At 66.4% G+C, this 16,881-nt stretch carries 11 protein-coding genes and 2 pseudogenes; 5 read left to right on the forward strand and 8 right to left on the reverse strand.

The genetic code is table 11. The annotated features are described in order from the left end of the window. A pseudogene (locus tag U9978_RS05375) lies at positions 1-408 on the forward strand (peptidase S53); the annotation flags it as partial. Between the two features lie 132 nt (positions 409-540). On the opposite strand, the gene U9978_RS05380 reads toward U9978_RS05375, so the two are convergent. Next, positions 541-2,838, reverse strand: coding sequence for a SpoIIE family protein phosphatase (locus U9978_RS05380; RefSeq protein WP_322759923.1), 2,298 nt, complete (start codon positions 2,836-2,838; stop codon positions 541-543). A gap of 361 nt (positions 2,839-3,199) precedes the next feature. Between U9978_RS05380 and U9978_RS05385 the strand changes: the two genes are divergently transcribed. Beyond that, positions 3,200-7,015, forward strand: a complete 3,816-nt coding sequence (locus U9978_RS05385) for a HAMP domain-containing protein (RefSeq protein ID WP_322759974.1) — start codon at positions 3,200-3,202, stop codon at positions 7,013-7,015. A gap of 238 nt (positions 7,016-7,253) precedes the next feature. Here the strand turns inward: U9978_RS05385 and U9978_RS05390 are convergent, their stop codons facing one another. Together U9978_RS05390 and U9978_RS05395 are read right to left on the reverse strand one after the other, a co-directional pair. Then, positions 7,254-7,787, reverse strand: a complete 534-nt coding sequence (locus U9978_RS05390; RefSeq protein ID WP_322759924.1) for a DUF1697 domain-containing protein — start codon at positions 7,785-7,787, stop codon at positions 7,254-7,256. Between the two features lie 89 nt (positions 7,788-7,876). After that, entirely contained in the window at positions 7,877-8,638 is a 762-nt protein-coding gene (locus U9978_RS05395; RefSeq protein ID WP_322759925.1) for a hypothetical protein, read from the reverse strand. A 319-nt stretch (positions 8,639-8,957) separates the two neighbouring features. Between U9978_RS05395 and U9978_RS05400 the strand changes: the two genes are divergently transcribed. From U9978_RS05400 to U9978_RS05410, 3 genes are all read left to right on the forward strand, one after another. Next, positions 8,958-9,866, forward strand: coding sequence for a C40 family peptidase (locus U9978_RS05400; protein WP_322759926.1), 909 nt, complete (start codon positions 8,958-8,960; stop codon positions 9,864-9,866). A gap of 605 nt (positions 9,867-10,471) precedes the next feature. Beyond that, positions 10,472-10,840: a WhiB family transcriptional regulator gene (locus U9978_RS05405; protein ID WP_322759927.1), complete on the forward strand. Its 369-nt coding sequence runs from the start codon at positions 10,472-10,474 to the stop codon at positions 10,838-10,840. A 280-nt stretch (positions 10,841-11,120) separates the two neighbouring features. Then, entirely contained in the window at positions 11,121-11,648 is a 528-nt protein-coding gene (locus U9978_RS05410) for a histidine phosphatase family protein (protein ID WP_322759975.1), read from the forward strand. Positions 11,649-11,689: 41 nt separating this feature from the next. Here the strand turns inward: U9978_RS05410 and U9978_RS05415 are convergent, their stop codons facing one another. From U9978_RS05415 to U9978_RS05435, 5 genes and pseudogenes are all read right to left on the reverse strand, one after another. After that, complete coding sequence (locus U9978_RS05415) at positions 11,690-11,908, reverse strand: hypothetical protein (RefSeq protein ID WP_322759928.1); 219 nt, start codon at positions 11,906-11,908, stop codon at positions 11,690-11,692. 103 nt (positions 11,909-12,011) lie between these two features. Next, the gene (locus tag U9978_RS05420; RefSeq protein ID WP_322759976.1) at positions 12,012-13,517 is read right to left on the reverse strand and encodes a trehalose-6-phosphate synthase; all 1,506 of its coding nucleotides are present in this window, start codon (positions 13,515-13,517) and stop codon (positions 12,012-12,014) included. 332 nt (positions 13,518-13,849) lie between these two features. Beyond that, the gene (locus tag U9978_RS05425; protein ID WP_322759929.1) at positions 13,850-14,113 is read right to left on the reverse strand and encodes a hypothetical protein; all 264 of its coding nucleotides are present in this window, start codon (positions 14,111-14,113) and stop codon (positions 13,850-13,852) included. 58 nt (positions 14,114-14,171) lie between these two features. Next, on the reverse strand, positions 14,172-15,227 hold the full coding sequence (locus U9978_RS05430; protein ID WP_322759930.1) for a hypothetical protein: 1,056 nt from the start codon (positions 15,225-15,227) through the stop codon (positions 14,172-14,174). Next, positions 15,224-16,881 (reverse strand): annotated as a pseudogene (locus U9978_RS05435) (cell division protein FtsK); the annotation flags it as partial. The gene U9978_RS05430 and the pseudogene U9978_RS05435, both read right to left, overlap by 4 nt.

Genomic DNA, 16,881 nt, shown 5'->3' on the forward strand with positions numbered 1-16,881 from the left:
GGGGGTGGGGTCAGCCGGCACTTCGCCCTGCCTGCCTACCAGCAGAATGCCCAGGTGCCGCTGAATCCACTGAACAAGCCCGGCCGCGGCGTACCCGACGTGGCCGGCGACGCCGACCCGCTCACCGGCTACGAGGTGCGGGTCGACGGACAGGACGCCGTGGCCGCCGGCACCAGCGCCGTCGCACCCCTGTGGGCCGCCCTCACCGCCATCGCCAACCAGAAGCTCGGCAAACCGATTGGTGCACCCCACAATACCCTCTACGATCTAGCTAACGGCAACGGGGCCTTCCGCGACATCGTCACCGGCGGCATCGACGGCTACGACGCCCGCCAAGGCTGGGACGCCTGCACCGGGCTCGGCACCCCGGACGGCATGAAGATCATCCAGGCGTTCGCCACCGCCTGATCCGAGTTTCGGGATAAGAGCAGCCGTGGCGGCGCGCCGCCACGGCTGCTCTATGACGATTGCGGGCATGAACATGGAGGGTGGCGAGCTCCACTTCAGGAATTGCCGCGGGGCCTGTGGCGTCCGGGGTAATCAGCGGAGGCGGACGGCGATCAGGCAGGCATCATCGTCGGTATCGGGGGTGGTGCCCTGAAGGATGGTGTCGGCGTAATGCTGGAGGTCGCCAATGGGCTGGCCGGCGAGGGACAGCAGCGCTTCGAGGGTGTCACTGAGGGCGGTCGCACGACGTTCGACGAGGCCGTCGGTGAACAGCAGGAGGCCATCGTCGACCTGGAGGGACACGGTGGCCTCCTCATAGCGGATGCGGACGTCCGCACCAAGGAGCGCTCCCTGGGGTGGGCGGAGTGTCCGCGCAGCGCCACGGCGGACGAGGACGGGTGGGAGGTGACCGGCCTGCGCCCAGCGCAGTGTGTGGGTGGCCGGGTTGTACAGGCCGCAGATGACGGTTCCGGTGATGTTGTCGGTGAGGTGGTAGGCGACACTGTTCAGCCAGGCGAGGAGCTGGGCGGGGCCCGCTCCCGTCATAGCGAGGCCGCGCAGGCTGTTGCGTAGTGTGACCATGCCGGTGACCGCCGTGATACCGTGCCCGGCGATGTCTCCGATGACGAGGAAAACATCCTGCGAGGGTAGGACTACGACGTCGTACCAGTCGCCACCCACCAGGTGGTCCTGCTCGGCCGGACGGTAGCGGACGGCGACATCCAGGCCGGTGACCTGGATCGGGTCCGCCGAAGACGGCGTGATAGCACGCTGCAGCTGCAGAGCCAGGCGATGCCGCTCCTCGGCTCGTTGTTCGGTGCCAGCAAGTTGCTCACGGGTGGCGGCAAGCGCTACTTGTGTGTGATATTGGGCGGATAGGTCCTGGTAGGCGCCACAAACGGCGATGAGGGCTCCGGCTGAGTCCGTCACCGGTTCGCCGAACGCGCGTATGTGCCGTGTCACACCGTCGACGCGGATAAGTCGGAAAGCGGCGGCGGCCGGTCGTCGCATTGTCAGCAGCGTCTTCCGGAAGCGATCGACCGCGCCGATGTCCTCGGGGAGGACGTGGGAGTCCAGATCCTGTAGCGCGATCGGCATGGCCGTGGGTGCCAGCCGGAACAGCGTGAAGGTGTGGTCAGTCCAACGCACGTCGCCGGTGCGAAGGTCCTGCTGCCAGCCACCCAGCTGACCGAGCCGCTGCGCGTGCTGCAGGAGAGCCGCGAGTCCGTCGGCGTCGTCGGTGGGGCGCCATGTGATCACGATACCGTCGTAGAGCCGGGCGATACGCACGTCCATGTCGGCTGCAACAGTGGCGTCGCCGGCAAGGACGCGGACGACGAAGCCCGAGGCGTGGTAGGGCCGGCCCGTCGTGAGCACCTCCACGGCGCGGCTGAACAGTCCGTCGGACACTGCCAGCAGCGGATAAACGTGCAGCAGCCGGCAGCCGAGAAGGTCGTGTGGATCGCGACCCGCCGGATCGACGAATCCGTCGCTGACGTGGTCGATGCAGAAGTCGATGATCCGCCCATCGTCGTCACGGATGGTGTGGGCCAGGAAGGCCGAGGGCAACAAACCGTCCAGCAGGGCGGGAAGCCACTCAACCCGACTCCGATGAGCACCTCCCTCCGCGGCGCCCAGGCTCTGGGCGCACACCTCGGCCAAGGCGATGAACTGACGTCGCAGGGCTGGCGCGAAGTCGTCCAACGGCTGTGGCCAGCAGATCTCCATCACGCCTAGCAGCGCCCCCGTATTCATCAGCGGCAGCACCGCGCGGGCGCCGGACCACGGCCCGACCAGCGGCATTCGCCTGTGGGGCGAACAGCCGGCCGGCCACCACCCGGGCTGCCCGTCCTGGACGACCCGCTGAGCCAGAGAGTCCATCTGTGGCGGGATCCGCTGCCAACGGCTGGCTTCGAGCGCGCCGAGTCCCGCTTCGCCGACGAGATCCAACGCACCGTCCGGTTCGATCATCCACAGTGCCACTGCGACGGCTCCCAGCGGGGTGAGGGCTTCCGCCAGCACGGCTGCGGCGACCAGCGGCCCGTCCGTGACCCGTCGTACGGCGACCTGCGCCAACTGCGCCCGAAGCTGGTCGTGTGAGTGCGGCGTCACCGAGGCGATGTTGTCGTCCGCCGGCCGGTTGATCACGTCGGCGGCCAGCTCCACTAACGGCATCCCCGACTGGGTGGAAAGGCGGGCGAGTTGGTGGGCCGCCTGCGCGGGCGAACAGCGCAGGCGCTCGACCAGGACACCCTGTGCGAGGTCGACCACTCCGTCGGCCGCAGACCGTGCGCGCAGCGCCTCGAGCTCGCGCTGCTGGTAGGCGATCAGCGCCATCAGCTGCGCGATCTGGTCGTCGGCCGCCGGACTGGCTGCCTGTCGTGTCGCCACCGAGTAAATCCTTCCTTCGGTCCGTATCGTCGACTGCCGGATGAATACCCTGGCGTAGGCCCTTTGCTGTGGTCTTTGAACGTATGAATATCAAAAAGTTCAGTCAAGGTGCTGTCCGGGTCATCCTGGTTTGGCTGGTCCACGGTGTCTACCGTGGACCAGATGAGGCCTTTCGAGATCATCCGGTGAGCGTCACAGGTCAGGCGATGACAGGGGTGTGCTGGTGAGCGAGGGCGCGAAGTCGAATCGTAGACAGCCGGGAACACTGGAGGATCCCGCGTTGCGCCAGCTCCTCGCGGGCCTGACTGCGGTGCGTGGCGGGAATTTCAGCACGCGTCTGCCCCAGGTCGGTGACACACTTATGGACGAAATCGCGGGCGTCTTCAACGGGATGACCGACCAGCTCGCGTTATTCACCTCCGAGGTGACGCGGGTGGCCCGCGAGGTCGGCATCGCCGGAAAGCTCGGCGGACAGGCCGTCGTGCCGGGGGTGTCGGGTACCTGGAAGGATCTCACCGACTCGGTCAACGCGATGGCCGGCAACCTCACTGGGCAGGTCCGCTCGATCGCCCAGGTGGCAACGGCGGTGGCCAAAGGTGATCTCTCCCAGAAGATCCGGGTGGACGCGCGCGGGGAGATCCTGGAACTGAAGGACACCATCAACACGATGGTCGACCAGCTGTCGTCGTTCGCCGACGAGGTCACCCGGGTGGCCCGCGAGGTCGGCACCGACGGACGGCTCGGCGGACAGGCCGACGTCAAAGGTGTGTCGGGCACCTGGAAGGACCTCACCGAGTCCGTCAATGTCATGGCGACCAATCTGACCGACCAGGTCCGGTCGATCGCCGAGGTGACGACCGCGGTGGCCAAGGGCGACCTGACACAGAAGATCCGGGTGGACGCGCGCGGGGAGATCCTGGAACTGAAGGACACCATCAACACGATGGTCGACCAGCTGTCCGCCTTCGCCGACGAGGTCACCCGGGTCGCCGGTGAGGTGGGGACACAGGGCAATCTCGGCGGGCAGGCGGTCGTGCGGGGTGCGTCGGGCACCTGGAAGGACCTCACCGACAACGTCAACGTGATGGCATCCAACCTCACCGTGCAGGTCCGCTCGATCGCCCAGGTGGCAACAGCTGTGGCCAGGGGCGACCTGTCCCAGAAGATCACGGTAGAGACAAAGGGCGAGGTCGCCGCGCTCGCCCAGACAATCAACACGATGGTGGGCACCCTCGGTGCCTTCGCCGACGAGGTCACCCGGGTCGCTCGGGAAGTCGGTACCGCCGGACGGCTCGGCGGACAGGCCGACGTCAAAGGCGTGTCAGGCACCTGGAAGGACCTCACCGACAACGTCAACTCGATGGCCAACAACCTGACCAGTCAGGTCCGTAACATCGCCCAGGTCACCACCGCCGTAGCCCAAGGTGATCTTTCTAAGAAGATCGATGTCGATGCGCGCGGGGAGATTCTCGAGCTCAAGACCACCATTAACACGATGGTCGATCAGCTGTCATCGTTCGCCGCCGAGGTGACCCGGGTGGCCCGTGAGGTCGGCACCGAGGGGATCCTCGGCGGACAGGCCAAGGTCGAGGGCGTCTCCGGAACGTGGAAACGCCTCACGGAGAACGTGAATGATCTCGCCGGAAATCTCACCCGCCAAGTGCGGGCGATCGCCGCGGTGACCAGCGCAGTCGCCACCGGCGATCTCACCCGGTCCATCGCCGTGGAGGCCCAGGGCGAGGTCGCCGAGCTCAAAGACAACATCAACGCCATGGTGCAGTCACTACGGGAAACAACTCGGGCCAACCAGGAGCAGGACTGGTTGAAGACCAACCTGGCCCGCGTCTCCGGCCTGATGCAGGGAAGCCGCGATCTCACCACGGTCGCCCATCTGATCATGGACGAGCTGACTCCGCTGGTTAGCGCGCAACACGGCACATTTTTCCTGACCGGATCCGGTCCGAACGGCTCCACCCTGCGGCTGATCGCCAGCTACGGCTACCAGACCCACGCCGATGTGCCGCAAGAGTTCAACATCGGGCAGTCCTTGATCGGCCAGGTGGCCCGTACGAGGAAACCGATCGTGGTCGAGCAGACGCCCGCCGACTACGTGAGGATTTCCTCCAGCCTCGGCCAGGCTGCGCCCGTTAGTCTGATCGTACTGCCGATTCTCTTCGAAGACCATATGCTCGGCGTCCTTGAACTCGCCTCCTTCACCCCGTTCACGCAAGTGCACCGGGACTTTCTGAACCAGCTGATGGAAACAATCAGTGTCAACGTCAACACCATCATCGCCAACTCTCGTACCGACGCGCTGCTGGACGAGTCGCAGCGCCTCGCCGGCGAGTTGCAAGCACGTTCCGAAGAACTGCAGGCCCGGCAGGAGGAGCTTCAGAGTTCCAATGCCGAGCTCGAAGAAAAAGCAACCCTCCTCGCCCGCCAGAATCACGACATCGAAATCAAGAACTACGAGATCGAACAAGCGCGGCAGGAGATCGAAGAAAGGGCGCGACAGCTCGCCCTGGCATCGAAATACAAGTCGGAATTCCTCGCCAACATGTCCCACGAACTGCGTACGCCACTGAACAGCCTGCTGATCCTGGCGCGGTTGCTGGCTCAGAACCCCACCGGTAACCTCACGTCGAAGCAGGTCGAGTACGCCAATGTCATCCACTCTGCCGGCTCCGACCTTCTCCAGCTCATCAACGATATCTTGGATCTTTCCAAGGTTGAGGCCGGGAAGATCGACATTCACCTGGAGCACTTTGCCCTGAGGAAGCTGATCGAGGATGTCCAGACCACTTTCCGCCCCCTGACCGCGGAAAAGGGTCTGCGGTTCACGGTCGATGTCGCTCCCGACCTGCCGGATATACTTTTCACCGACCAGCAACGTCTGCAGCAGGTATTGCGCAACCTGCTGTCCAACGCGGTGAAGTTCACCGAACAGGGCGGGGTGGAACTTCGGATCCGGACGGTCGATGGCAGTGTGCTCGGCCGCGACTGGCGCAGGGCCATGATGTTCTCCGTGATCGACACCGGCGTCGGCATCGCCGAAGAGAACCTGGATAAAGTGTTCGGAGCCTTCCAGCAGGGCGACGGCACCACCAGCCGTAGATACGGCGGAACCGGCCTTGGCCTGTCCATCTCCCGCGAAGTTGCGACCCTCCTCGGCGGCGAGATCCACGCCCAAAGCGAGTTCGAGCACGGTAGCACCTTCACCTTTTACCTACCGCTGCCCACCTTCGACACCGTGGTCGAGGAAACCCGTGATGCCGCGGTGCCGACAGGCGTCGACTCGACGTCCTCGCCTGCCATCGCGTCCGGTGAGTGCCGCATGCTCGTCATCGAACCTGAGGACAACGGTCTGCTCACCCTTCTCGCGCGCAGCGCGGCAGCCGACATCGCCGACACCCACGGGCCTGTCCACATCACCACCGCCACCAGCCCTGACGACGCCATCGACCACCTGTTGGCAACGCCCTACCGCTGCATCGTGCTCGACCTGACCCTTCCGGCCGCGGCCGCGTTCGCTTTCCTCGACAGACTTTGGGAACGCCCGGATCTGCAGGAGATCCCGGTCCTCGCCCATCCCTCGCGGGGCACCGCCCACGAGCGGCTCGCCCAGGTCCGTTTCCGCACCCACCGCCTGGAATCGCTGCGCTCTTTAGATGATCTTTGTGAACGTATCATCCTGCACCTGTCCGCTGATCATCCGGGTGATGTGCCGCCCCTCCTGGGAGCCCCGAGCGCGTCCGCGGAACTGTTGCCCGTACCCGACACCTCGACGTACCCAGGGCTACGCGACCGTACGATTCTGGTCGTCGATGATGACATCCGGAACGTTTTTGCCATCACCAGCATGCTCGAACTTCACGACCTCACGGTGATCCACGCGCCTAACGGACGCATGGGCATCGACGTCCTACTGGCGACGGCGGTCGACCTCATCCTGATGGACGTCATGATGCCCGAAATGGATGGCTACGCGACCATGGGGGTTATCCGGAATATGCCGCGCTTCGCAAGCCTCCCGATCATCGCTGTCACGGCGAAGGCGATGCAGAGCGACCGGGATAAGTGCCTCGCCGCCGGTGCCACCGACTACATCACCAAGCCCGTCGACACTGAAGAACTGCTCACCTGCATACACAAGAGACTCACCCACCCGGAGCGGTGAGGACGCAGTCGCGGGCGTGCAGGGCCGAGGCCGCGCGGTGGGAGCAGGGCTGAGCGTCCTCACCAACCGGGCGTTCCTGCGCAGGGCAGTGACCCACCTGGCAGGCGACACCGACATCCGGAACCCGGCCGCCGCTCTGCCCGCCGGCAGCGCCCTGGTGCTGTCGCACCCGGCCAACGACGTGAACCCCACGATCGGAGCCGGCGACGCCGCGGCCTCACGCCGTGTCGGCTTCGATTCATGGTCCGCTTCCCACGAGCGTGGCCAGCTTGGTCACAGTCGTCCAGTTCCGGGCCGTGAACGGTGTTCGCAGCTGGCGGAGCACACCTGCGAGGGGCGAGTCGCGGGAGTTGACCTCGTAGGACAGATACAGCTCGTGACTGCCGATGCCGATCTCGTCATCGCCGTGCCGCAGCCCCAGACGGGTCACCGCCGGCACATCGACCGGATCGGCGAGGAAGGCCACATGCAGCTTTTTCGGTTCCGCCACCCGCATCGGGAACGGGTTCGAGGCGACAACCATCGCCAGCGCCTCGGCGCTGCGCAGGAAGAATCTCGATCGGATACCGACCCGCTCGTGCAGCGCCTGCTCCAGTTTCACCGCCAAGCCCACCGGCTCGGCGGTCACCACCGCATTGCCGCTCTGGAGGTAGGTCGCCACCTCGGTGCATCCCTCGGCCTGTAGGAGCGCCCGGAGATCGGCCATCGCGACCCTGTTGCGGCCACCCACGTTGATGCCCTGCAACAGGAGGACACATCTCTGCATCGTCATCACGTTAATCGTCATCACGTTGTCAGCACACCGAGGGGCGTCGCACGCGGGCCGGATGGCCGATCCGTGTTCTCGCGGGAGCAGGCAGATCAGGAGACCGGCATCGCTGGTCCGTTCGAGGAGACAGGCGTCGGAACGCCGTGGATGGCCGGCGGCTTCGGTCCGGGTATCTCGTCCAGTGATTGGGTGGCAGTGCCCTGCCGGATCATCCGTTGCCAGCGCAGTGGGGTGCCGCGTGCTGCGGTCACCACGGACTGTATGACTACCAGGTACATGAGCTGCCGGTAGACGAACATCTGGAAGGGCAACGCCCACAGTGGACGTAGCGGATTCCCCTTCGAGGCGGAACGCAAAGGCGGTGGTGGCGAACTGGACGCCGTAGAACACCCCGAGTGTGGCGTAGACCCGCCAGTCTCCGCTGAACAGCGCGTAGACAGCCAGTAGATCGACCGAATATAGCGGCGGGCAGCGGTGATCGTAATCACCGACCGGAGAATCGCAAGCGCACTGAGCGGGATCAACGACAGGGCCAGATAGGCACGGATCAGTCCGGAAATCCTGAACGCCAGCACCAGTGCATTACCGGCGATTCTGCTACGGGTGTCCACCGGCACGGTCATGGATGCGCGGGTTTGGCCGAGCCCCTCGGAGACAGTGACGAAGCGGTAGCCCCAGGCGGTCAACTGGTCGATCATCTTGTCGAGGGCCGCGACCGTCTGCGCGCGATGTTCGCCGCCGTCGTGCATGAGAACAATGCCGCTTGCGTCACCGCTCGGCGCCGCAGCCCGCACGAGTGTATCCACACCGGGCTGGGTCCAGTCCTCGGTGTCGCGGTCCGCGACGACCGTCACGTAACCCTGCCCGGCAAGTTCTCGCTCGGCCCGTCGTCGAAGGTCAACGCGACTGTTCCAGGGGCTACATCGCGCGCTCTCGGCTGGCCGTCCACCATGTCGATCACGGGCTTGGTAGGCGTGTCCGGCGATGGGTATGGCCACCGCCGGCTTTCGCCCGTTCTAGCCCGTTCTCAGTGGTTTGCGTCCGGGATCGGGTTACCGGTTCTCCACGATCGCGTTACAGCCAGAGACCGTCACCCTTGGTAACTAGTATCACTGAAAGTTCTTCGCCAGTCTCTTAGCGTAAGGGTGCTCGCTGTCACAGTGAGTAACGGGGATGACCGCCGAGGCCCGTCCGCATCCCCGTGCCGGCGACACGCACGCGGACGGGACCCGGGTTCACTGCCCGGACGGCGGCAGAGGGGCGATGGCAATGTCCATCTCAAGCCGCGCAGTCTCGCCGACGGTTACCGCGGTCTCCTGCGCTGTTGCCGTCGCGGTGGCTCTTGCGCCGTGGCCGGCCACCGCGAGCGAGCCAGCCACGCATGTCGGACCAGCGGTGACTATCACCCCGTCGGTGACTATCGTACCGTCTTTGACCGACGCGCTCTGGTACAATTCACAATTTTCGCCGTCCAGTACCGTCCAAGCGGCGGCGCTGGAGTACCCGGGCCAACTGTTGAGCCGAGGAAGCCAAGGGGAGACGGTCGCGGCGGTCCAGAGCCGGTTGGGGATCGCCGCGGACGGGGAATTCGGGCCGCGGACCGAGAGTGCAGTCCGGAGTTTCCAGGCTGGCGCCGGTCTGGTGACCGACGGGATTGTCGGCCCGTTGACCTGGAGCGCGCTTTTCGGCACGTCAACGGCGCAGCCGCCGGCCCTGACCGGCGGCTCGGGTTCACTGGGTGCGGCAGCGGTCGCGGTCGCCGCCCAGCAGATCGGAAAGCCCTATCGCTATGGCGGTGCCGGCCCGAACGACTTCGACTGCTCGGGTCTGATCCAGTACGTCTACGCCCGCCTGGGTGTATCGGTACCTCGCACGACCTACGAGCAGTTCGACGCGCTCCGCCCGGTCAGCCGGGCTGACGTCCGTCCAGGTGATGTGATCTTCTTTCTGGACGATCAGGGGCAGGCGTATCACGACGGCCTGTATGCCGGCGGTGGACAGATGATCATATCCCGCCGTCCCGGCACATACGTCCAATATCAACTGATATGGACAGATAATTACCGTATTGGGCGGGTATGAAGCTACTCACCCGCTATTGCGATTTGGCGATCACTGCTGTGATCCTACTCACGCTTGTGATCACTGTAGTGGCCGTACCTGCCATCGGTTGACCACGGAACGCCCAAAATGCCCGGTTCGCCGCCCATCAGGCGGACCGGGCATTCACAATATGTACTACATCACATACTGTGAGTTTCACATCTGCGACCACGCGGCGACCGCCGACACCGCGATGCGACCTGTGACACAAACCGCGGACGTGACCGTTCCGGAACCCTTGCTATCCGGTCGAGAGCCGTCTACGTTCCTCGGTTAACGAGACGAGACAGGTTCGTTTCCGGTGTACATGGCGCCAGCGATGCGGTGCACTCCACGCCGGAGAACCGGGCCGTCGTCTTTTCGTAACAGTTGTCGTTCCACCCGAGTCGTCGTTCCACCCGAGCAGAGTAGATGTGCGTCACAACACATCTACGTGGTGCTCGTCCCTGTTATATCCGCCACAAGCGATGTCCAGCAGGAGACGGTATGCCCAGTCAGTCGCGTTCGCTACCCGCAGGTAGCGCTGCCGTTCCCAATCCCCTGTCCGCGTTGCGCACGAATGCGACCATGATCGGCGTAAGGCCATGAGCGCCGGTGTACCGGTCCTGCCAGGACGAGACCTCCCGCCCCAGCCCTACGGACCCGGCTGGCCCGCATACTGGCGCCAGGACGCGGCGTGTCGGGATGGGGACCCCGATGCCTTCTTCCCACCGGACGGGCGTAACACCAAGGCCCGCGCCGCCGCCGAAACCAGAGCTCGCAAGATCTGCGCAAGCTGTCCGGTACGACGGGCTTGTCTGGCCACAGCACTGTTCCGTCAAGAAGAACACGGCGTGTGGGGTGGGCTTACGTCAGATCAACGTAATTCAATCGTGCCGCGCGGCCGTCTGACCGCAGACGACGCACTGGCCTATGCCGATCGCCTCCTACTGTCCACCTACGCTACGAACTGATCTTATCACTTCCGTCGGCGACATCCCCGTTGCCCCCGGTGTGGCGTCCGCCGGCCCCCGGTCGAGGTCACACCGGGGCCAACGAGCCAACCGTCGACAAGATCTCGTCGATCTGCTGGATCCGGCCGCCGACCTCGACGGTGCGGAAAAGAACCATTGACGCCCCGGGCCGGGATGGGCAGGCTGCGTGTCGTTGCCGTCCGAGGAGGAGCTTCGTGTCGGGGTGTCCCGCGCCTGGTCGCGGCGTCCGGTTGTCCGCCACATCCACGCAGGTCGTGTGGTGAGGCCGCCGCGTCGTCTCCTGTTGTTGCGTCACGGCAAGTCGGACTGGACCGACAGCTCGACACCGGACGCCGAGCGGCCGCTGTCACCTCGCGGCCGGGCCGCGTGCGATCTCATCGCGGAACATCTGCGCACTGATCGGCTCATCCCCGACCTGGTGCTGTGCTCGTCCGCCCGCCGCACCCGCCAGACGGTCGAGCACATCGCCGGGGCATTGCCGCATGATGTCCCCGTGCTGATCGAGGACAGGCTTTATCTCGCCGATGTCGCCGATCTCCTCGACCGTCTCCGGGAGTTGGATGACGGCGTTCCCACCGTCCTACTGGTGGGCCACAACCCCGGGATGCAGGCGCTGGCAGCCGGTCTGCTACCGGCCGGCGAGCGTCCCCGCATCCCGACCTTTCCCACGGCCGCGCTTGCGGTGGAGGATCTCGCTGTGGGTCGCTGGGCGGAACTCGGGCCGAGTACGACCCGCCTGGTGTCGTTCGTCACCCCGCGCTCGCTGGCGAGCGCGTCCAGCCGCTGACGACCGGACGGCAGGGCCAGGTCACGTGGGCCTGTTCCAGGTCAGTATGCCTGTTCCATGATGCCGGACGCGACAGCGGTGATCAGGCCGGCGACCAGCGCGACGCCGGTCACGATCCACAGGGGAATGGAGTGGAGCACGAGGGCGAAGGTCCCGACGGAGAAAGCCGCGATGATCAGAAATACCGCGGCCCACGAACCCGTGTTCGCCTTGTGGTGACCGCCCGAACCCGCCACGTCCGCTCCCCTTATGTCGTCCACGAAACTCTCTCGACGCTGAGACTACCCGCGAGTCGCGGTGGAAACCCGCCGAGGTGGACGACTCCAGCCGGGTTCAGCACGGTTGCGCGGGGTTACGGGGGGTTCACGAGTAGCCGGCGAGCCGTGCGAGGTCGTCCAGCTGTTCGCTGAGCCAGCGTCCCACGTCATGGGTGCGGACCTGATCGGCAGCCGCGGCCAGGCGCCGGTGGCGTTCTTCCACCGGCATGGTCAGAGCCTCGTACAGGGCGTCGGCCATCTGCTGTACGTCAAAGGGATGCAGCGTCACCGAGTAGTCGCCGAGCTCCTCGTGGGCGCCGGCGTTCTCCGACAGCGCCAGCACGCCGCCGCGACGGTTGACCACGGCGACCTCCTTGGTCACGAGGTTCATCCCGTCCGCGATGGCGTTAACCATGATCACATCGCAGATCGAGTAGGCGGCCACCGCAAGTGGGAAGTCCTCGGCCATCCGCAGGTCGATGGGTTGCTGTCCGTCTCTGGTGTGCCGGGCGTTGATCTCGGCGACAACCGCGCCGATCAATGCGATGTAGTCGGCGTACTCGGGCACATCCGTGCGGCTCGGCTGGAGCAGGGCGAGAAAACTGACCTTGCCGACCAGCTCCGGGTGTTGGTCGAGCAGCGTGCCGAAGGCGAGGAAGCCGCGTACGACGTTCTTGCTCGGGTCGGTGCGGTCCACCCGCAGGATGAGCTGGCGGTCCCCGTCGAGGAAGGCGTAACGCAGCATGGCGACATGCGCGGCGACCTCTTCGGTGCCGAGGATCGCATCAAGTGCGGCCGGGTCCACCGAGATCGGGTAGTACCGGGCCCGGACCGTCCGATCGCCGACGGTGACCAGCAGGTTGTCGAGGTCGACGTCTAGGCCGAGCAGTTCCTGCGCGCACAGGACGAAGTGGCGGGCGTAACGCCGGGTGTGAAAGCCGACGACGTCACTGCCCAGCAGCCCGCGCAGCAGCCGCTCCCGGATGCCGGCGGGCAGCACGCGCCACTCGTCCGGGCTTGGCCATGGGATGTGGACGAAGTGGGTGAGTACGACGTCCGGGCACAGCTCCCGGACCCGTTCGGCAACCAGGTAGAAATGGTAGTCCTGCAGCAGGACGAGTGCCTTGCCGCCGCGGGCGCGGACCTCGTCGGCGACGGTGTCCGCGTATGCCCGGTTGACCGCGGCGTAGCCGTGCTCGAACGCGTCATGCTCGGCCTGGGTGATGATGGGCGACAGTGCCCGACCGTACAGCCCGTGTTGGATGAACCACAGGATCGGGTTCGACCAGACGCTGTAGAAGTCGGCATAGGCGGCGGGGTCGGTGACGACCAGGTGCACCCGGATCGTGGGACCGTCGGCGTCTCCGTCGACCACATGCGGCGACGGCGCGGTCTGGACGACGATCGAACCGCCCAGCGCCTCACCGGCGACCACGGTGTCCTCCGCGGTCGCAGCCCCACAGACCCAGACGGCGTCGTCGAGGTGCTCGGCGAGGCCCGACAGCGCTGAAACGAGGCCCCCCGCCCCTCGGGTGACCGTCCGTCCCGAAGCGTCACGGTCGAAGCTCACCGGGCCGCGGTTGGACAGAAGTACAAGCGGAAGGTCGAGCATTCTGCTTACCGGCACGGTGGTGCGGCCTCCTCAGTCGCGTGGCAGCGGCGCCGAACGGATGTCGGACCCGTGAACTTCCACGCGTTGGTACGTTCCCGGGCCGCCGGTGACATGACGGGAACCGTGATCATGCAATCGGCGACCGAAGGGACAACTCGGACTTTAGTAAGGCCGGCTAAAGGATGCATCGCGTCGCGGACAACCCGCGGAATTGTTACCCAGATCTTCATCCGCGACACGCTGACAACCGAACGCAGACTATCAATCACAAAATTTGTGTTATATCCCACAACTTGTTGATTTATGTCAATACTCTGCGAGTGTCCGGTGGTTTAGAGCCCGTCGCTGTAGTCACGGACCTCCTGGACGGCGGATCCCAGGGCCGCCAACGATTCCTGGATGCGCTCGCGGGTCTCCATCAGGGCGGCCGTCAGCTGTTCCACGGCCCGGTGGGCACTGCCGTCGGTCGCCGCCAAGACGATCGCCTGCGCTTCTTCGATCATGGTCAAGGCGCCGTCCAACTGGCCGGCGACCTCATCGGTGCGCTTGAACGCCTCGCCAAGCTGGGACTTGACGTCGGCGATGGTGCTCGTCACAGAGATCCTGCCCTTCTTCTGTCGCCGCCGCAGGGATCGGGTCCGGACAACCGCCGGTCTAGTTGCGCCGCGGATCTCGCGGCTCTCGTGGTGCTCCGATGCCGAGTCCGAAGCGGACGGCAAGCACAACCGCCACCAGGGAAGCGATCAATCCAGGTGGGTTCAGGGGCGCGACCCGGGCGGTCGCCAGCACCGCGGCACCGGCTGTACCCGCTCCGAGCAACGCGGCTCGGGCCACCTCCAGGCGGCCCGCGTCGGTAAGGGCCACCACGCACACGCCGGCGACCAGCGCGGCACCGGCCAGGGCCGCGAGCGCCTCGACGCCGAGGAACACCCGCAGCGCGGTCACCGCACCGGCTACCAGCAGGCAGGCCAGCCCGATGACAATCGCCGCGGACGTCGTCGAGCCAGCCCGTGTGATCGCCCGCAGCTCGGCAGCGTGCCCCATCGCGGTGAGACACAGTTCGTGGGCGCGGGCCGGCGCTGCGGCCGGGTCGAATTCGACGGGATCATCGGCTCCCACGGTGGGCCGCCCCGAGCGGGCGGTGCGCTCCAGCGCCGTGCCGGTGGACCGCCCGCGGCCACTGTCAGCACCGCGACGGTGCGCCGCCCGGACGGCTGAGCGGTCCGTACGTTTGAGCAGGGCCACCGCAGCCACATCGTCATGATCGAATTCCGTCGCCGGAGCGGGGCGAAGCTGCTCGAGGTCACTGATGCCGTGATGAGCGAGCGGTTCGGCCACCGTGCGCCACACTTCGTCGACTCTGGAACGGATGGCATGGGCGGACTCCCGGTGCGTCCGCGCCAGCGCAGCGCGCCGTTCCCGGCCGGCCAACACGTGATCGGTCACCTTCGTGCGAGCCTGGTCGAGCTCGGCGAGCAGCGCCCGATAGTGCGCGATCGCGATCCTCGGATCGTCAAGATCGGGATCCTGGGCATCACGGGCATCACGCGGGTCGCCGCCGTCACGTTCGGGCTCGCCGTCGGGCACAGGGAGAGATCTACCCGATTGGTCGGGCATACCAACCAACGCCCGGTAGGCGTGGGTTCCACCGGATGTCGGCCGCGGGTTCCCATGACCGTTGTGGTCGACTCCCACGACCGGTCCGGTCATTGTGCGTCCACCCGTCGCTGCAACGGCGCGAACGGGATGATCGTACGCGCTTCCGCCTGACCGTTCCGATCGAACAGGACCGCCCGGTTGGCGCTCGTCACCGCCGTGACCGACCGGTTTCCGGCGAGGCTGAACAGATCATTGCCGGGAACACCGACTGCGATCCATGCCCCGACGTCGTCACGATGCGTGGGACCGAGGTCATCGAGTAGTCGACCCGGGCCGCGCCACCAGCCGAGCAGGTGCACCCGCTGACCCGGGCCCCGGCGGGTCACGAAACGCAGATCATCCAGGCCGGAGCGACGACCGACCGGATCCTTGGCCTCCAGAACCGCGCGCCCCGCATCGGCGGCGAACAGGACGAGCAGCGCAAGCGGCCGTACCGGCTGGGCCGGCCCGTGCTGCGGGCCCGTCCCCACCGCCAGTGACGACTCCTCCCTGGCCCGCACCGTGTCACTGGTCTGCGCCAGCACGCGGCGCAGCGCGGCCGGCGGATGAACGTCTACATCCTGGCCGAAAGCCCGGACCCGTTCGGCCAGGATGTCGGCGACCTGGGCCATCTCGCCGGTGACGGCGACGATATCGACCACCAGCCCGCCCGGCCCAGCCTGTGCTGCGAGGCTCGTGACGGCCGCGTGCAGCACGCCGACGGCCTCACGCCGCAGCGGTCCGAGAACCGCCAGGTTGCGTCCTGGCAGCGGGGACAAGCGGACGCCTACGGCGGCGGGATGCAGATCGAGGGGAACCCCGACGAGCGCCAACGGCTCGGCGACATCCCCATCGTCCTGGTGGCCGGCCTCCTGATGACCGGGATCCATCGCGTCGGGATCGGGATCGGGGCCGGCGCGGTCGAGCGGGGCAGGCGTGCCCGACAGCGAACGGAACAGCGGATTGTCATCCAGCAGGGCCGGGGCATGGCCCACGAAGACCTTCGGCGGTCGGCTGCCCGCGACTGCTGCCGCGCTCGCCCGCGACACGTTCGCGCGGGACTGATTCGCCCGCGACAGGTTCGCCCGCAGCGTGGCGAGCAGCGCAGGCTCGGGATAGGCGACCCGGACGAGCTCGTTGCCGGCCGGGTGGCCGTTGCGCCGGTTGACGATGGCCTCACCGACGCCGGCCAGTGCGCCGGCCGCCTCGTTGGTGGTCGACAGCAGCACCCGTGACTCCGAGATCGAGGTACGCAGCGCGATGCGCAGCGCGAACTGCCCGAAGATCGATCCACGTTTACCGGCCGTCGCATCCAGGGCGTCGATACCCGACAGGGTCTGGCTGGCGAGCAGCAGGTGGATCCCGTAGGCGCGGCCCTGGCGCGCCAACACCTCCAGGTGCGAGACCGCCTCGCGCGACACCGCGTCCAGTGGCGTCAGCATCACCTGGAACTCATCGATCACTATCATGATCCGCGGCCACCCGGTACCGCCCCGCGCCGTCCGCAGGCCGCGCAGGTCCCGGGCTCCGACGGCCCGCATGGCAAGGGCCCGGCGTTGCATCAGGGCACGGACGTGCCGCAGCACGGCGACCCCGAACTCCCGGTCGCTGTCCATTCCGATCGTGTCCGCGTGTGGCAGCACGAACGGGTCGTCACCGCGGGGAGCGAACTGGGCGAACTCCAGACCCTCCTTGAAGTCGAGCAGGTGGAATCGCAGCTGGTCGG

The sequence above is a fragment of the Protofrankia sp. Cr2 genome (assembly GCF_963555885.1).
Lineage (GTDB): Bacteria > Actinomycetota > Actinomycetes > Frankiales > Frankiaceae > Protofrankia.